The sequence below is a fragment of the Paraburkholderia sp. SARCC-3016 genome (assembly GCF_031119615.1).
Taxonomy (GTDB): Bacteria; Pseudomonadota; Gammaproteobacteria; order Burkholderiales; family Burkholderiaceae; genus Paraburkholderia.
In genome coordinates this window covers 1-16870 of the sequence record NZ_JAVHZD010000025.1, presented here as the reverse complement: position 1 = coordinate 16870, position 16870 = coordinate 1, and the positions used below count along the sequence as shown (strand labels likewise).

Here is a 16870-nt window from a genome sequence, read left to right as displayed (position 1 = left end):
TTACGTGACGATGATCTCGATGCTGCTGGGTGTGCCGAAGCGATCTCGCATAACGTCGTCGAGGCTTTTTCGCAACGCGTCCGTATGCTGGGAGAGTAGCGTTGCAGATCTGTCTACGAAAGTGTCGAAACGAAGCGTCAAAGTGAAACGCGAAAACGTCAGGTTCAACGTGCAATCGGGCAGCAACGCGGGGTCGAGCGGGATTGTGAAGTGCCAATCTCCGCGTTCGAGGACGGCAGGGTTCGAGCTGAAGTCGGCGATCCGCGTCACGATCGATTCAACGAGGCGCCGCATGTCCGGCTCGACTACTGACGCTGCCTCGTTTGCGGACGGCGTTTCGGAGACAGCGAATCGCTTCATCGCGTGCACGTCATGCAGTGCCGCGACGTTAGGAACGAATGACCCCGGAGCGAGGAGCGAAGTTCCCGGTAAGCTGTCAGCGATGTTCTTGCGAGATTCGGACTCTTGCGGTTCTTCGTTGCCGTCGTCATCGTTGCTGTGCTCGCCGTGGTCGCTGCCGTCGCGTGCCTCGTCAGAACACGCGGCAATACTGTCGAAGGCGTAGGACTCGCATCGTATATTGGATGTTTCATCAATCGTTTGCGTTTCCTGAGTCAAATCGGCGTGGGCGCGCGCGTGCAGGCGACGAAAGAGCTCGCCCTGGTGGCGTAAATGGGCGGACGACGTGTCCGGTTTGGGTTCCGTATGAGCTGGATGTTCGGCAACGACGCGCGCACGGTGACGTAACGAAGAATGCATGTCGGCCCTCGCTGGATTACATCGTTAGACGGCCGATGGGAGTCAGATCGACATGGGACCCAAGCTCCTGGTACGAGTAGACCGGCAGCCAGCCAAGGCGTGATTCGATCATGCGCCTGATGTAACGCCGAATGTCCATCGATGCGACGAGCGCGACAGGAGCACGGGGCGCCTCGCTGACGATTGCGTCAATGTTGCCGACGATCCGCGCGATCTCATCAGGGGGCAGCGCGAGGAAATTTCCCGTTGGCGTTTGCTTGATTGACTGCCGGATGTGCTGCTCGACCTGCGTGTCGACGAGCACCACTGGCAGCTCGCGTGCGTCGCCGCCGGTCGCACGGTAGGCGATCAGGCGCCCGAGCTCCATGCGGATGTACTCGGTCAGCATCAGCATGTCCTTCTCCTTGGGGCCCCATGTAATCAAGCCCTCCGTGATGGTGCGGATATTCCGGATTGGCACTTCTTCCTCGAGTAGCCGGCGAAGTACGTCCGCTATTTTCTGTGGCGACAGCGCCTTTTGCACTTCCGTGACGAGGCCAGGATAGTCTTCATTCAGCTGATCGAGAATCCATTGGGCTTCTTGGATGCCTAGGAACAGATGCGCATGGCGGCGCAGGAGCCGGGTGGTGTGTCGCGCGATCAGCGCCTCCGGCGTTTGCACGGCCGCCGCGCCACTGGCGGCCTCGAGCTTCGCATCCACCTCGGCTGCCTGCGCTTCGGTGAGCGTCGTGCGCGCATGCGGCACGTCAAAAAGCAGAATTTCGTAGGTGTCTGCTGGCAACGTCGGCTCGGTCCACATCATGATCCCGGGGAACGGCAGTCCGATTTCCGCCTGTAGCGCGGCACGATGCATGTCGAACGCCGCATCGAGTGCCTCGGCGGTGAGCCGGGGGCAGACATCGGGCGCGAGGCGCACGCCGAGCGGGCAGGTGAATTGCGGCGGACGCAGCAGGATCGACGGTGCGTCGCCCTTCGCGCCGGCGCGTTGCATTGCGTTAACCGGCTTGCCGGCCTCTTTGGACGGACCACTTTGTTTCCTTTGCAGTCTGTAGCCCGTAAAGCCGAGCGTGGCTGCGAGCAACAGGAAGAGCGGGGCAGGAAAACCGGGTACGGCCGCGAAGCCGAGCAGCAGCAGTGCGGCGAAATAGAGCGCGCGCGAGCTGCTGGTGAACTGGCGTTTGATGTCTTCGCCGAGCGACGACCCGGAATCGCCGTTCCCTTCATCGACGCGCGTGATCATCACGCCCGCGGCGACCGAGATCAGCAACGATGGGATCTGCGAGACCATCGCATCGCCGATCGACAGCACCGAGAATCGATTGGCCGCCTCCGCTGCGGACATACCGTGATAGGCGATGCCCACCGCGATGCCGGCGACGATGTTGACCAGCGTGATCATCAGGCCGGCAATGGCGTCGCCCTTGACGAACTTCATTGCTCCGTCCATGCCGCCGTGCAGCTGGCTTTCCACCGCAAGACGGGTGCGCTTCTTGCGTGCCTCCTCGGGCGTCAAGATATTCGCGCGCAAATCGGCGTCGATGCTCATCTGCTTTCCGGGCAACGCGTCCAGCGTGAAGCGCGCACCGACTTCGGCCACCCGCTCCGAGCCTTTCGCAATCACGATAAATTGCACGACCGAGATTATGAGGAACACGACAAGGCCGACGACGAGGTTGCCGCCAACGACCAGTTCGCCAAAGCTTTCGATGATATTGCCGGCATCGGCATGCAGCAGGATCGACTTGGTCGACGCGATGTTCAGGGACAGCCGGTAGAGCGTCGTGAACAGCAGTACCGACGGGAACGCGGATAGCGACGCGATATGGCCGACGTACATAGTGACCATCAGCAGCGTGACGCTGATGGTGATGTTGATGGCGAGCAGGCCGTCGATAATGGTCGGCGGCAGCGGCAGGATCATCAACGACACGATCGCGATCAGCAGGACGGCGATACCTGCCTCGCCGACACCCGGCAGCTTGATGGTTTTCAGCATATCGAATACTCCTTAGCTTCAGCTCAGGCGGGGTTGGCGGGTTGGGCTGCGAGCGAGTCGACCCAACGCAGAATCGCCGCGACGACTTCGAAAAGCTCTTCAGGCACGGGTTGCTTTTCGGGAATTTTGTGCAGCATTCGTGCGACAGGCGGATTGGCGACTATCGGCACGCCACACTCGGTAGCGTAGCGGCGCAGCAGTAATGCCTCCTCGTCAACGCCCTTGGCGAGCACCACCGGCAGCGGGAACTCGGTCGGGTCATAACGGAGCGCCACCGCATAATGCACGGGGTTCACGACCACAACGTTCGCTTGCCCAACCCCGCGCCGTGGACCCTGCTGACTTAATTCCCGCGCGAGGCGCTTGCGCTCACCTTTCATTTCGGGGTTCCCCTCGCTCTCCTTGGACTCGCGCTTCTTGTCGTCTTTCGACATCCGATTCTTGCGGACAAAAAGCCACTGCTGCAACTTGTAGTCGAACATGCCGATTACAGCGAAGGCACCGAGCGCGATGGTGACGACGTGCATCAGAACCGACCACAGCACACCGATCAATTGCGGAACGGATTGATTGAGCGAGCTCGCGACCACGGGCATCGACTGCCTGATCGTTTGCCACATTACCGCGACGATCACGGCGGCCTTGATCGTCATCTTCAGCAGGTCGATTACCGCGTTCATCGAAATGATTTTCTGTATGCCTGATGAAGGGCTGATAGAAGTGAATTTCGGCATGACGGTTTGGAGCGAGATCTGCAACCCGGTCTGTGGCGCGAGTGCCACGATCGCGGCGACGAGGGCGATAACCGCGACCCCGCACAGAAGCGTAATTGCGTGCAGGCTGATGCCGCTCAGAGTGGCGAACAGAGCGTCTAGCGACAGCTCCCCATGAGTGAAGTCGATCGCGCCTTTGACGATGGCTTGCATCGATTCCGCCAGATAGTGCTGCCCGGCGGCGAGCGTAATTGTCACTGCTCCAAGAGAAGCGACTTCAACGAGGTCCGTACTCTTCGCGGTCTGTCCTTCCTCGCGTACCTTTTTCAGTTTCTTCTCTGAAGGCTGTTCGCTTTTTTCGTCACTCATATCCGGTCCTACGTCTGTTGTTGTTTATACGGCGCCGCGGCACGGGGCCATATTGGACGAAACGTTAGGAGTTGACGAGACGTCCACTGGGTACAGGTGCGAAATCGGAGCGTCGACCGCGAACCGGCCCGTCTGGCTGTGCGAGAGGCGTTTCAGGGAGCAAAGCGAAAATGACTCGTCGATTCGCGTTTCATTTTCAGATTTCGTGCTGTACCCGAGACGGCCAACCGCCGTTGCGTAACTTCTCACCGACGCAGCTATGCAGCATCGGGCCCGTTGAATTGAACTTGATGGCTTTTGGGGGAAAGGGATGGACGTTCTGAAGAATCAGTCGCAATGCCCGTGGGCGGTGGTAAGCGCGATCGTTAGCCTGACCGCTGCTGCTCTCGTGCGCGGCGGGAGGCGAGAGGGCGCTGACGTCGACGATATCGGGCAAATCGTTGATCTGCTGCATCTGCTGCGGCCCGACAACGCTGATTTTTCGTTTTTCGACGGCTGCCTCTTGACGTTGCGAGGGGAGTGGAGAGACGCGGAGGCAATATTTCGCGGTCTCGTCGAGCGCGGAATTTACCTGGCGCAAAGCAAGAGCGTATTACTGCGGTGCCTTATGGAGCTGGATGTGTATGGTTGGCAAGACGAAGCACGTGCGCTCGTGGAAGAGGGGGGTGACGACGAGGCAATCCGGGTAGCGAAGATCCTGCTCGCGAGCGATGATCTGAAGCACGCGGCGGCGACGGCGAGGCGCACGGGGCGGTTCGTTGAGCCTGGGTCCGTGCGCGAGTTGAGAGAAGAAGCGGAGACGGCCGGCGGAGGCGCGGTCGCGGCGCCGTCGCAGTCGTTGAGCGACATGCCGCTGACGATGCAGTACTTGCGAATCTAAGTCTTTTGTTCTTCATAGGGAGTACCTGATGAGTCCAACCGCAGCCACGCACTTGCTGGATGAAATCACCCGCGCCACCGGTGCGGCCGGCCCGGATCCCGGTACCGTGCCCCAAGCGCTCACTGACCGGTTCTTGGCCGCGATGGCCAAGGCCGAGCCGCACGTACCACCGGTTCATGCCACGGGGCACGACAACATTGTCGTGAGGGCTGTGGAGGAGCGGGCCGAGGACGATCGGAAGGTGCCGAACGATGTGCTGTACCTGAGACAGCACGCGAGCGGGCTCTCATTGGATCGTATGGTTGCCGCAAACTTAACCGTATCGGAAGAAGTCACGCTTTCCACCGCAGATCTTCAGGTGAAGATGGCTATGGTGAATTCGTCAAAGGACGCGGTCCAGACACTTATGAAGAACCAGTGACATGAAATTAACAATTCTGCGCGAATGCCTCTTTGCGCGTGGGCGCCGGCTCTTGCCGCTCTTGCCCGCCATGGCGCTCGTGTTTTCGCTCTCAGCGTGCAAGCAGGAACTCTACGGCCAGTTGAGCGAGAGTGATACCAACGAGATGGTCGCAACGCTGCTTCAGGCGGGCGTCAATGCGCAGAAAGCCACGCCCGACGGCGGCAAGACCTGGTCCGTGATGGTCGGCGACAAGGAGATCGTGCCTGCGATGGAAGAACTGCGCGCTCGCGGCCTGCCACGCAAGAAGTACGACGATCTCGGCTCGCTGTTCAAAAAGGACGGCATGGTGTCGACGCCGACGGAGGAACGCGTGCGCTTCATCTACGGTTTGTCGCAGGAACTCGACGACACACTGTCGACGATCGACGGTGTCGTGGTGGCGCGCGTGCAGATCGTATTGCCGAACAACGACCCGTTGGCGGAGTCGGCGAAGCCCTCGTCGGCGTCCGTATTCATCAAGTATCGGCCCGATGCGAATGTTGAGAGGCTTACGCCCGCGATCAAGAACCTGGTCGTGCACAGCATCGAGGGGCTGACCTATGCTGAGGTTAGTGTGACGTCGGTTCCCGCCGATGCGGTGGATCTCGCGGTCCGAAGCGACAGACAGAACGGCTCGCTCGCTCTCGCAGGCGGGGTAGTCGGGCTAATGCTGCTCGCGCTGGCCGGTGCTTTCGCGCTGCTACGCGGCAAGACGGGCAAGCTGCACGGCGTCATGCTCGCGAGCCTGCGGTCGCGGCTACACGCGCGCGAAAGCAAGACGACCACGTAACGAAAGCGCTTGAGTACTAGCGGATATGATCGGCTACAACGCAACCCATAATGTCCTTGCCGCTGCGGTGACCGCACGGCTCGTCGAACATCACCGGCGCCGACGCACGTTATTTGATTGGATCCATCCGCTGCGCGTCGCGGCGATGCCCTGCGCGGACCAGGTGCGAGCGACAGACGTTCAGGAGACGCCCGCGCTGGCAGAAGCGTTCCTCGGAGGAATCGGCATGCTGCCGCCGCCGCTCGCGGCGTTCAGTGCACCAGACGCCGCGCTCGTTCTGTTGCCGGCGCAGGAATGCCTGACCGTGTTCCGACTGCGAGCGCTGTTCGAACTCGTCGAAGAGTTGCGTTCGTGGATAGACCGGCCACGCCGCGCGCTCCTGAGCGAATGGGTCGGCGCGCATGGGGTTCGTCTGCTGCATGGACAGCGGCGCCGGCTCGCCGGCAATGGCACGCGGCCGCGACTGCGCGAGATGATCGATGAGGCGAACGCTTGTGCGCTCGCGAGGTACGGCTTCATGTTGTTCTCGCACGAATGCGGCTGGGCGCCCGACGGACCACTTGCCATCGTGCAGCTCGCGCTGCCGGAGGATGCAACGCGCGAGATGCCTGAGGCTTTTCCCGCTGCGCATAGCCAGAACCTGAGCCGCACGATCATTTCGCAGTTGCCTAGCCTGTTTCCGGAGCGGTCATGGTGATCTGGTTACGCAACCCGCGAACCGATGGGCCGGAAGCGGGACTCGGCGTCGGCGCGGACGGAGACGTGCTGCGCGGCGCAGATTTCGCCACGCTTATCGACATGGATGCGGGCTACCTTGAAATGCGCAAGCAGCATGATTCTGTGTTGGAGGCCGCCCGCGCGGAGGCGCAGGCAATCGTCGCCCGTGCACAGGAAGAATATGACAACGCGTCTCTTCGCGGATACGAACACGGCTTCCAGCAAGCGCTATCCCACTGGCAGGAGCGCGCGTTGCGCTCGCACGCCGACGCGGCGTCGCTCGAACGCCGGCAGCGCGACAGGTTGGCCGAGGTTGTAGCGCTCGCGGTGGAGCAGATCGTCGCGACGGCGGATCCGGCGGCGCTCTTTGCACGGGCCGCGGCGATCATCGAGCCTATCGTTGCAGACAGCAGCCCCGTGCAGGTGCGGGTTCACCAGTCCGGTCTCGCGGGGGCGAACGGCGCATTCGAAGCCGCGGCGCGCGGATGGCGCGACGCGGGATGCGCGGTGCGGCTGCTCGTCAGCGCCGACGAGACACTCGAAGAGGGGGCGTGCCTGATCGAGACCGACCTTGGTGTCCTGGACGCGAGCGTGTCGCTGCAACTGGGCGCGATGCGCGATGCGTTGGCGCGGGCGGTACGCAGCATGCCGGACGCGACCCGCCTCGACGCAATGCCGACGGCCGACGGCCAGGCTGCTGATGAGGCGACCGACTGGAACGCGGATAAGACATCTTGATTGACAAAGCTGACATTGTTGACAGTGCAATAGCGGCACTCGTTGCCGGCGACAGCGAAAGCGGCCGCGACGAAATGCCCGCCGCGTTTGGCTTTACCGGACTCATGAACGCCATTGAGCGTGAACTGCGCGCGCGTCCGGCGCTGACGGCATGCGGCAAAGTCCAGGAAGTGATCGGCACGCTGCTGCGTGTGTCGGGTCTGGATGCGACGCTAGGCGAGCTTTGCGAACTGCGCTCGCCCCGGGGGGAGTTGCTTCAACGCGCCGAAGTGGTTGGCTTTTCGCGTGGCATCGCGTTGCTATCGCCGTTCGGCCGGCTCAGCAACATATCGCGCGCGACGCGCGTCGTCGGCCTCAAGCGCCCGCTGTCGCTGCGCATCGGCCAGGGCCTACTGGGCCGTGTGATCGACAGCCTTGGCCAGCCGATCGACGGGCGGGGCGAGCTCGAATGCGACGAATTGCAGCCGGTGCTCGCCGATCCGCCCAATCCGATGTCGCGGCCCGTGCTCGATACGCCGATGCCGACCGGTGTGCGCGTCGTAGACGGCATGATGACGCTCGCCGAAGGACAGCGCATGGGCATATTCGCCCCTGCGGGCGTCGGCAAGAGCACGCTAATGGGCATGTTCGCGCGCGGCGCGCGCTGCAATGTCAACGTGATCGCGCTGATCGGCGAGCGCGGCCGCGAAGTGCGCGAGTTCGTCGAGGACATTCTGGGCGAGGAGGGCATGGCGCGCTCGGTGGTCGTATGCGCGACCTCCGACCGCTCGCCGATCGAGCGCGTCAAGGCCGCCTATGCGGCCACGGCGGTCGCCGAATACTTTCGCGACCGCGGTTTGCGCGTACTGCTGATGATGGACTCGCTGACCCGCTTTGCTCGAGCGCAGCGCGAGATCGGCCTCGCGATGGGCGAGCCACCGACGCGGCGCGGCTTCCCGCCGTCGATCTTCGCAGAACTGCCGCGCCTGCTCGAGCGAGCGGGCCGTTCAGAGTACGGCTCGATCACCGCGTTGTACACGGTGCTTGCCGAAGACGAATCCGGCGGCGACCCGATCGCGGAGGAAGTGCGCGGGATTCTCGACGGTCACATGATCCTTTCGCGCGAGATTGCCGCGCAGAACCGCTATCCCGCCATCGATGTGCTTGGCAGCCTCTCGCGCGTGATGTCGCAGATTGTCGGACCCGACCACGCCGCGGCGGCCGGCCACCTTCGTCGGCTGATGGCCAAGCATAAAGAAGTTGAATTACTACTGCAGGTCGGCGAATACCAGAGCGGTACGGACCCGGTTGCCGACGAAGCGATTGCGAAGATCGACGCGATCCGGTCGTTCCTTGGTCAGGCCACGAGCCATCTGATCGACCCCAATGACACCGTCGCAATGCTCTTCGAGCTTGCGAAGTCCTGAAGCGAGGGCGGCGATGAAGGATCGACGCGTCGAGGCATTCGAACGGGTGCTGTCGCGCCGTCGGCAGGGGGATCGCAAGCTGAACGCGGCATTGGCCGGATTGCGGGGCGAGTCGCAAGCGCTAGCCGGCGCGCTGCGGGAGCGTCGCGATGCCGCCGACGCGCAGCGGACTGAACTCAGGAGCCAGGACGGCAAGATCGATGCGATGTTCAGTGGCGACCGGTTTCGCGCCGACGATCTGCTGATGTTACGAGAGTACCGCTCGTACGCCGCGGAGCGCCACGCGGCGCTGCAATCGCAGGCTGAACAGGCACAGCGCGCGCTTGATGCAAAGGAAGCGGAAATTGCCGAGGCGCGCGCACAAATATTGCGCAATCGCGCCCGTATCAACATTTACGACAAGCGTCGCGACGCGCTCGCCAAGAGTATCGCGAGGGCCGCCGAGGATGCACAGGATGACGAATCGGCGGAAAGCTTTCGGCCTCGCGCGGGCGTGTCGCGACGATTGCGAAACGAAGACGGAAGGTGTGTGCTGCGTCGGGGCGCGTCGCATCCATCGAAATTCTGAAACAGGGGGTGAAATGAGCGATATCACTTACGCATCGATCAAATCCAGCCAACAGTTGGTGCACTCCATGATCATTATCGGGCTGTGTAGCGAGCGTCTGATGGTGATGATGATGATCTTCCCGCCCACCTCGGACAACTTCATTCAGGGCCGTGTGCGCACCGCACTCGCACTGATGTGGGGCAGTTTCGTCGCGTATGGGCAAGACGGTCTGATGGAGCACGGTGATGCGATGATCCTCGTCGTCGTAGCGCTGAAAGAAGCGCTGATTGGCATCGTGATCGGTTTCGCGGCGTCAAGCGTATTCTGGGCGGCCGAGTGTGTCGGCACCTACGTCGACGACCTGACCGGCTTCAACCAGATACAGATGCAGAACCCGAGCCAGGGGCAGGAGACTTCGCTCACATCGACGCTGCTCAGTCAGTTTGCGATCGCCGCCTTCTGGTGCTTTGGCGGCATGACGTTTCTGCTTGGCGCAATCTACGAGTCTTACCATTGGTGGCCGATCCAGAACGTCGCGCCTGTCGCTGCGAAAATCGTCGAATCGTTTGTTCTTTCGAAGACGGACTCACTGATGGAGACGGTGGCAAAGCTCGCGACGCCGATGATGGTGCTGCTGCTGCTGATTGATATCGGTTTTGGCTTTACAGGCAAGGTTTCGCAGAAGCTCGATCTGCATTCGCTGGCGCAGCCGGTGAAAGGTGCACTTACGATCCTTATGCTGGCGTTGCTGGCTGGCGTCTTCGTTGATGAGGTGCACGACCAGTTGTCGCTTATAGGCATTGCTGCCGAGGCGCGGGCGCTGGCAGGCGAAAAGTGAGGCACTGCCGAAGAGAACGGGCGAGGGGGAGGCCGCTGGCTTGCTTTGCACGCGTGGATGTGATGCTGGACACGGGGATAAAAATACAATGGAAACACTGAAAGAACGTGAGGTCGTTACGGGAACGTGTGCTATGGGCAAGCGCTGTACTCGACACGAATTCGCGTGTGCAGGATTTGCTCGATGCGGTTACCGTGTTGCGCCCCGATAACGACGAAGCACGCGTCGCGCTAGCCTGGTGGCATGTACCTTTGCGCGTATGGGGAGCGGCGTTGAGCGAACTGCGCCTCGTCGGCGCGACGATGGCACGCTGACGTCGTGCGGGATGGCGCTGACCGCGCTATGCCTTTACGCGCTGCGCGACCCGGCGTGGCAGACGTCTACTTATGCGGCGGCGTTTCAGTCCGACGACCCGATGGCGACCCATACAGCGCGAGCGCTACTTGCAGCACCTGATGCGGGAAGTGGCGTAGCGTAGAACGGGACGTTGCGGTCGGCACATGTCGACGTACGCCAAATCCGGGGACCGCAAGCGTTGACGTCCACTTGAATAGGTGGACTGGCCGCACCGTGTTTGATGGGATGTCACGCTCAGCGAAACAACGCTTCGAGCTAACCGGTTCGCGATCTACCACACGATTTCCGCGTCGTAGATGTACCTGCAAACGGGCAAGGGCACGCTTGAGGCCGGCCATGTCCATTCGCCGTTACTTCCTTAGGGAAACGCTGATTAATTCAGCTCGGCAGTCATCGCTACGAGGCCGAGGACGTTGTAGAGAAGCTCACGGAACGGTTCCACGATCATGAAGCGGCAGATCGGTTTGCAGAAGCAGAAAGCCTGGGCAAGAAGCGCGTGACGAAACGGCAGCGTTTCCTGACAGAGATGGAGAAGGTGGTTCCGCGGCAGCGCCTGTTGTCGGCGATCGGGCCGCACTACCCGAAAGGCGAACGGGGCCGGCCGCCGATCGGTCTTGAGCGCATGCTTCGAATCTACTTTCTTCAACAGTGGTATGGCCTGTCAGACGAAGGTCTTGAAGACGCGCTGTACGACAGCATGGCGATGCGCGCGTTCGCCGGCATTGACCTGGCGCGAGAGAACGTGCCCGATGCCACCACGCTGCTTAAATTCCGGCGTCTGCTGGTCGAGCACGAGCTCACGCGCAAGTTGTTCGACGAGATTGGCATCGAACTGTGCGAGCGCGGGCTGATGATGAAGGACGGCACCCTGGTAGATGCAATGATCTTCGAGGCTCCGTCGTCGACGAAGAATGCTGAAAAGAGCCGCGATCCTGAGATGCACCAGGTGAAGAAGGGTAGCGAGTGGCATTTCGGCATGAAAGCGCATGTCGGTGTCGATGCCGACTCGGGGCTGGTACATAGCGTGGTCACCACGGCGGCCAACGAGTCGGTGATCTCGCAGGCTCACGCACTGCTGCACGGTCACGAGCGCGAAGCGGTCGGCGACGCAGGCTATACCGGCATGGACAAGCGCGAGGAGATGAAAGGCAAGCCGGTGAAGTGGCACGTAGCGCTCAAGCGGGGCAAGATCGAGGCGATGCCCGAGGGCGGCGCGCTCAAAGATCTGGCGGTCTCGGCTGAGCGGAAAAAGGCGCAGATTCGTGCGAGCGTCGAGCATCCATTCCATGTCGTCAAGAACCTGTTCCGGCATCGCAAGGTGCGCTACAAGGGGTTGCTCAAGAACACGGCGTAATTGTTCCGCCTGTTTGCGCTGGCGAACCTGGTAATGGCGCGTAAGCGGTTGCGCCCATGTCATGGGGGCAGTCCGTCTGGCGGGTGAAAAGCGTAGGAAGTCGGTTGTGCAGGTACCCAAAATATGCCTCGACGGGCTTCCAGTTTAATCAATCGCGAGCCGTATGCGCAGGATCACCCGCATCGGACTCATTGATCAACGTTTCCTTAGAGAGATCCTTCATGCGATTCGCGTTCGCCGGCTTCGATCGCTGGCGTGTTGTATTCGATACCTTCGTTGCGGCAGGCTGGGAACCCGTCGCGCTCTTCACGATTCCCGTCGACAATCAGACGGATTTCAACAACGAGATCATTCAACGCGCACAAAAGCTGAATATTCCCGTGCAGCTGTCGCGCATTGTCCAAGACGACTTGCACCGGCTCTCGCGACAGCAATGCGATGCGCTGATCGTGTCCGGCTACGCATGGCGCATACCAGACTGGCGCGAACATTTGCGCTATGCCGCGAATTTTCATCCGTCGCCGTTGCCCGAAGGGCGCGGTCCCTATCCCCCAATACAGGCCATTCTCGATGACCGGCGAGAGTGGGGCATCAGTTGTCACCAGATCGACACCGACTTCGACACGGGCCCGCTGATTGCAGTTGAACACTTGCCGATAGCGGTCGACGAATGGCAAGAAACGCTGCAGTTGAAACTTCAGATGGCCGCTCAGCGCCTGGCCTCGCGCGTTGCCCGCGATTTCGAGGCGCTTTGGGGCGAGAGTCGCTCGCAGGAGGGGGGCAGCTACTGGCCTCGGGTTCCCGAAGCCGCGCGCACCTTCGATTTCACGCGTCCCGTTGCGGAAACCATGCGTATGGTACGAGCTTTCGGACTACTCGAATGTCTCGCCATGGTATGCAACGCGAAGATCTACGTGCGGCGCGCCGTTGCGTGGCGAGAGGAGCATGCATATGAGCCGGGGCAGGTTGTGCACCAGTATCACCGATCGATAGTTATCGCCGCGGCGGATGGGTTCGTCGCGCTTATCGAATGGAGCGTACTTAGCCGGGAAGCTCGCGGCTAGGTAGTGTGCGGTAGCTCTTGCCCGTCATGACTCGTCGGGCTACGTTTGCAGGAGTCTGTGACATGACGGGAGTCGTCGAGAAAACGACGTGTTAAACGAGAGCAGTGAGTTTTCCCGGGCCGAGGCCGAGCCAAAGCATCGATGTGCGAGCGGCAGTAGGCATGGCCCGGCGAAGCAGGAGCGTTTCGGCGAATCCTGCATAGTGCGGGCGCTGCCTCTTGTGGCAGCGCGGCTGGTCACCTCGCTCTTCGACTACGGACTACGGACTACGGGCGAGCATTGTTGCGCTTGGACCCGATGCATGCAAGTGTGTGATTCATAGACATCGTTTCAACTAAAAATGAAGCCATGGACTGAGAGATCGCCGCGCGACAACGGTGGGTACGCATGTATAACGAGACCGGCAACGCCGGTCTCGTGTGCGCACGGTGCGGCATATCTCGACCGACACTTCGCAAATGGCTACGCCGCTATCAGGAAGCTGGCGAGGCAGGTCTTCAGTCTCAAAGCCGTCGTCCACTCCGCAGCCCAAACCGGAAAGGTTCTGCGGCTGATCGGGCGACGATCTTCCGATTGCGTGCTAGCGCAAAGGCGCCCGTCGAATCCAGAATGAATTGCGACTGCGCGAGCAACGGGAACTATCCCTCGCGACCATTCACAAGGTCTTGAGTGGGGCGGGTGTAGAACCGTTGATTCGATCCAGGTGACCAGCGCAGCCGAAACGCTATAGCCGGCCAGTGCCTGGTGACCGCGTCCAGATGGACACGATGAAAATCGCTCGAGGTGCGTACCAATACACGGCCATCGACGACTGCTCGCGGTTTCGGGCACTGGCGATCTACCCAAGTAAGAAATGCCCGAAATACGCTGCTCTTTCTTGATCGCGTCATTGAGGAGATGCCGTTCCCGATCCAGCGTATCCAGACCGACCGGGGCGGCGAGTTCTTCGCTGAGTCGGTACAACGGCGCTTGATGAGCGAGTGCATCAAATTCCGGCCGATCCCGCCGCGCTCGCCACACCTCAATGGCAAAGTCGAGCGTTCACAGCTCACCGACCTCAACGAATTCCGGTCGGATCATCCGCCGACCGAGGATGCGATCGACGAGCGAATTGAGGAGTGGCAGTTCGACTACAACTGGCGGCGCCCGCATTGTCACGGATCGCCGTATAGGAGCCAATCGATGATCGGCGCATAGGCGCCAGCGCAGGATCGGCGTAATGACGCCAGTCGATGATCGCCGTAATGGCGCCAGCTTACGATCGGCGTATTGGAGCCACCTGCGTCGTGCAGTAGAACGCGGTTCGAGCTTTCCCAACTGGGTACGCTTCGCTCTTTTTTGTGCGGAGCGCCCATGGCCAACCGGAGGTTCGAATTGTTTGAGTACCGCCAAGTCCTTGTCCGCATGCGGCAAGGCGATTCCGATCGCGACATCGCGCGCGCTGGGCTCATGGGCCGCAAGAAACTCACCGCCATAAGGCGCACTGCGCAGGAACTCGGCTGGCTCGATCCGGCGCAGCCGCTACCGCAAGACACCGTGATCGCCAGTCGGTTCGGCCGCACGCCGCATCTGCCGAGCACCTGTGTGTCGACGCTCGAGCCGTTTCGTGAGCAGATCATCGGTTGGTTCGAGGCTGACGTGCAGGGCACGACGATTCACAGTGCGCTCAAACGCAATCATGGCTATACCGGCAGCTATTCGGCGGTGCGCCGCTTCCTTAAGCATCTGGGCGCCGAACGTATCGTCACCGCGACGACGATTCTGGACTTCCCGCCGGCCGATGCCGCGCAGGTCGACTTCGGCTCCGGTCCTGCACTCGTCCACGAATCAGGCCATGTGCTCAAGACCTGGTTCTTCGTCATGACGCTATGCTGGTCGCGTCACCAGTATGTCGAACTCGTGTTCGATCAGACCGTCGACACGTGGCTGGCCTGTCACCGGCGCGCCTTCGAGTGGTTCGGCGGATGCCCGGGGCGAATCATCATCGACAACGCGAAGTGCGCGATCATCAGGGCCTGCATGTACGACCCTGAGGTCCAGCGTTCCTATGCAGGCCTTGCCGAAGGATACGGTTTCAGGATTGATGCCTGTCCGCCGCACGATCCGCAGAAGAAAGGCGTCGTTGAGTCGGGTGTCAAGTACGTCAAGAAGTCCTTCATGCCGTTGCGCACGTTCCGTGATCTGGCCGACGCCAACCGGCAGGTGCGTGAATGGATCATGCTGGAAGCTGGCGTTCGTGAACATGGCACGACACGTGAACAGCCGCTGGCGCGCTTCGCCATCGAGAAGCCGCTGTTGACTGCGCTGCCCGATGTACCTCCGGTGCTCGCCGCGTGGTCCACCGTCACCGTTCATCGTGACGCTCACATCCAGCATCGCAAGGCGCTCTACTCGGTGCCATTCGCACTGGTTGGCAAGACGCTGTGGGTGAAGGCCACCGACACGGTCGTGCAACTGTTCCATCAGCACGAACTCGTCGCCACCCATCCCCGCCTGCGTAAGCCCGGTGCTCGCTCGACAGTCCGCGATCATCAGCCGCCGGCAGCGCAGGCCTGGCTCGAACACGATCCGCAGTGGTGTTTGGCGCAGGCCAAAGAAATCGGCCCGTCCTGTCACGCGCTGATTCTGGCGCTCTTCAACAATGAGGTGCTCGTCAATCTGCGTGGCGCGCAGGGGATTATCCGGCTTCGCGGCAAAGTGGGAGAAGCCCGGCTGGAGGCCGCATGCGAACGGGCGCTGGCACATGCCAGCCCGAGGTGGCGAACCGTCAAGACGATTCTGGACAAAGGTCTGGAGAGTGAGCCCATCACAGGGTCCCCGCAAACGCTCACCGATACCTACGTCAACGGCGGTCGCTTCGGTCGCAATCTCCAATCCCTGCTGATCCACTAAACGCCTATGAATCCCAGTCCTGAACTGAACACAACGCTCAAGCAGTTACGCCTGTCCGGCGTGCTCGATTCGCTCGAACAGCGCAACCGGCAGGCCATTGACGGCCAGCTCGCCTACACCGAATTCCTTGCCATGCTGCTGCACGACGAGGTCGCCCGGCGTGACCAGAAGAAGCTGCGCACGCGGCTGTCTCGCGCCGGCTTCTCGATGGGCAAGACACTCGAAACGTTTGACTTCGACCGGTTGCCGAACCTTAATCGAACCCACATTCACGACCTCGCTACGGGACGCTATATCGATGAGAAGGTTGCAGTTCTCGTCGCCGGTCCAACGGGCACCGGCAAATCCCATCTGGCCCAGGCACTCGGCAATTGCGCGGCCCGGCAAGGGCATGATGTCGTGTTCACCACGCAGACCAAACTGTTGAACGGCCTGCATGCCGCGCGTGCGACTGGCACCTATGAGCGCAAACTGAAACAGCTTGCCAGCGTACCGGTCCTCATCGTTGACGACTTCGCGCTCAAGCCGCTGCGCTCGCCGCAAGATGAAGACTTCCACGACCTGATCGCGGAAAGGTACGAGACTGCCGCGACGATCCTGACCAATAACCTCGACTTCAGCGAATGGGGCGATGCCTTTGCCGGCAACCGTATTCTCGGCGCCGCGACACTCGATCGCCTACGACATGGCGCTTATCGCATCGTGCTCGATGGTGACAGTTTCCGCACGCCCAGACCCATGCCAGAACCCGACCAGACGCGGCTTGCGAAATCGGCCAAAAAAACGCATCCTTGAGTCCGTTCGAATCCGCGTTTTACTTCACTTCAAACTGGCGCCATTACGGCGATCATCCCCGGCGTCATTACGCCGATCCGTGACACGCATGGCTCACTTGGTGGCAAGACGCCCGTCGATCGTATCGCGGAGTTATTGAGTTTTACCAAATTCATGACAACCGATTCTCTGTTGGTGCGTTATACGGTCATCACGTTGAAGGGAGACTCG

At 61.2% G+C, this 16870-nt stretch carries 15 protein-coding genes and 2 pseudogenes; 14 read left to right on the top strand and 3 right to left on the bottom strand.

What is annotated here, in order from left to right:
* Genes sctP through QYH69_RS23740 form a run of 3 tightly spaced genes read right to left on the bottom strand, consistent with a single transcriptional unit; the run spans position 1 to position 3837 of the window.
* Complete coding sequence (gene sctP / locus QYH69_RS23750; protein WP_308834187.1) at positions 1–759, bottom strand: type III secretion system protein SctP; 759 nt, start codon at positions 757–759, stop codon at positions 1–3.
* 16 nt (positions 760–775) lie between these two features.
* Positions 776–2755: an FHIPEP family type III secretion protein gene (locus QYH69_RS23745; protein ID WP_308834186.1), complete on the bottom strand. Its 1980-nt coding sequence runs from the start codon at positions 2753–2755 to the stop codon at positions 776–778.
* 23 nt (positions 2756–2778) lie between these two features.
* On the bottom strand, positions 2779–3837 hold the full coding sequence (locus tag QYH69_RS23740; RefSeq protein ID WP_308834185.1) for an EscU/YscU/HrcU family type III secretion system export apparatus switch protein: 1059 nt from the start codon (positions 3835–3837) through the stop codon (positions 2779–2781).
* 310 nt (positions 3838–4147) lie between these two features.
* On the opposite strand from QYH69_RS23740, the gene QYH69_RS23735 reads away from it, so the two are divergent.
* From QYH69_RS23735 to istB, 14 genes and pseudogenes are all read left to right on the top strand, one after another.
* Positions 4148–4717, top strand: coding sequence for an HrpB1 family type III secretion system apparatus protein (locus QYH69_RS23735; protein ID WP_308834184.1), 570 nt, complete (start codon positions 4148–4150; stop codon positions 4715–4717).
* 28 nt (positions 4718–4745) lie between these two features.
* The gene (locus QYH69_RS23730; RefSeq protein ID WP_308834183.1) at positions 4746–5138 is read left to right on the top strand and encodes a serine kinase; all 393 of its coding nucleotides are present in this window, start codon (positions 4746–4748) and stop codon (positions 5136–5138) included.
* Position 5139: 1 nt separating this feature from the next.
* Positions 5140–5949, top strand: coding sequence for a type III secretion system inner membrane ring lipoprotein SctJ (gene sctJ / locus QYH69_RS23725; RefSeq protein WP_374992481.1), 810 nt, complete (start codon positions 5140–5142; stop codon positions 5947–5949).
* Between the two features lie 25 nt (positions 5950–5974).
* A complete protein-coding gene (locus QYH69_RS23720) occupies positions 5975–6646 on the top strand; it encodes a type III secretion protein HrpB4 (protein WP_308834182.1) in 672 nt (223 codons plus the stop codon).
* 65 nt (positions 6647–6711) lie between these two features.
* On the top strand, positions 6712–7404 hold the full coding sequence (gene sctL / locus QYH69_RS23715; protein WP_308834181.1) for a type III secretion system stator protein SctL: 693 nt from the start codon (positions 6712–6714) through the stop codon (positions 7402–7404).
* A 104-nt stretch (positions 7405–7508) separates the two neighbouring features.
* Positions 7509–8810, top strand: a complete 1302-nt coding sequence (gene sctN / locus QYH69_RS23710) for a type III secretion system ATPase SctN (protein WP_308834295.1) — start codon at positions 7509–7511, stop codon at positions 8808–8810.
* A 13-nt stretch (positions 8811–8823) separates the two neighbouring features.
* Positions 8824–9378: a type III secretion system protein gene (locus tag QYH69_RS23705; protein WP_308834180.1), complete on the top strand. Its 555-nt coding sequence runs from the start codon at positions 8824–8826 to the stop codon at positions 9376–9378.
* 13 nt (positions 9379–9391) lie between these two features.
* Positions 9392–10198: a type III secretion system export apparatus subunit SctT gene (sctT, locus tag QYH69_RS23700; RefSeq protein WP_308834179.1), complete on the top strand. Its 807-nt coding sequence runs from the start codon at positions 9392–9394 to the stop codon at positions 10196–10198.
* A gap of 107 nt (positions 10199–10305) precedes the next feature.
* Complete coding sequence (locus QYH69_RS23695; protein WP_308834178.1) at positions 10306–10512, top strand: hypothetical protein; 207 nt, start codon at positions 10306–10308, stop codon at positions 10510–10512.
* Between the two features lie 489 nt (positions 10513–11001).
* A pseudogene (locus QYH69_RS23690) lies at positions 11002–11996 on the top strand (IS5 family transposase).
* A 17-nt stretch (positions 11997–12013) separates the two neighbouring features.
* Entirely contained in the window at positions 12014–12973 is a 960-nt protein-coding gene (locus QYH69_RS23685; RefSeq protein WP_308834177.1) for a formyltransferase family protein, read from the top strand.
* Positions 12974–13360: 387 nt separating this feature from the next.
* Positions 13361–14125, top strand: a pseudogene (locus tag QYH69_RS23680) (IS481 family transposase); the annotation flags it as partial.
* 222 nt (positions 14126–14347) lie between these two features.
* Entirely contained in the window at positions 14348–15865 is a 1518-nt protein-coding gene (gene istA / locus QYH69_RS23675; protein ID WP_308834294.1) for an IS21 family transposase, read from the top strand.
* A 6-nt stretch (positions 15866–15871) separates the two neighbouring features.
* Positions 15872–16660, top strand: a complete 789-nt coding sequence (gene istB, locus QYH69_RS23670) for an IS21-like element helper ATPase IstB (protein ID WP_308834176.1) — start codon at positions 15872–15874, stop codon at positions 16658–16660.
* Positions 16661–16870 lie beyond the last annotated feature (210 nt).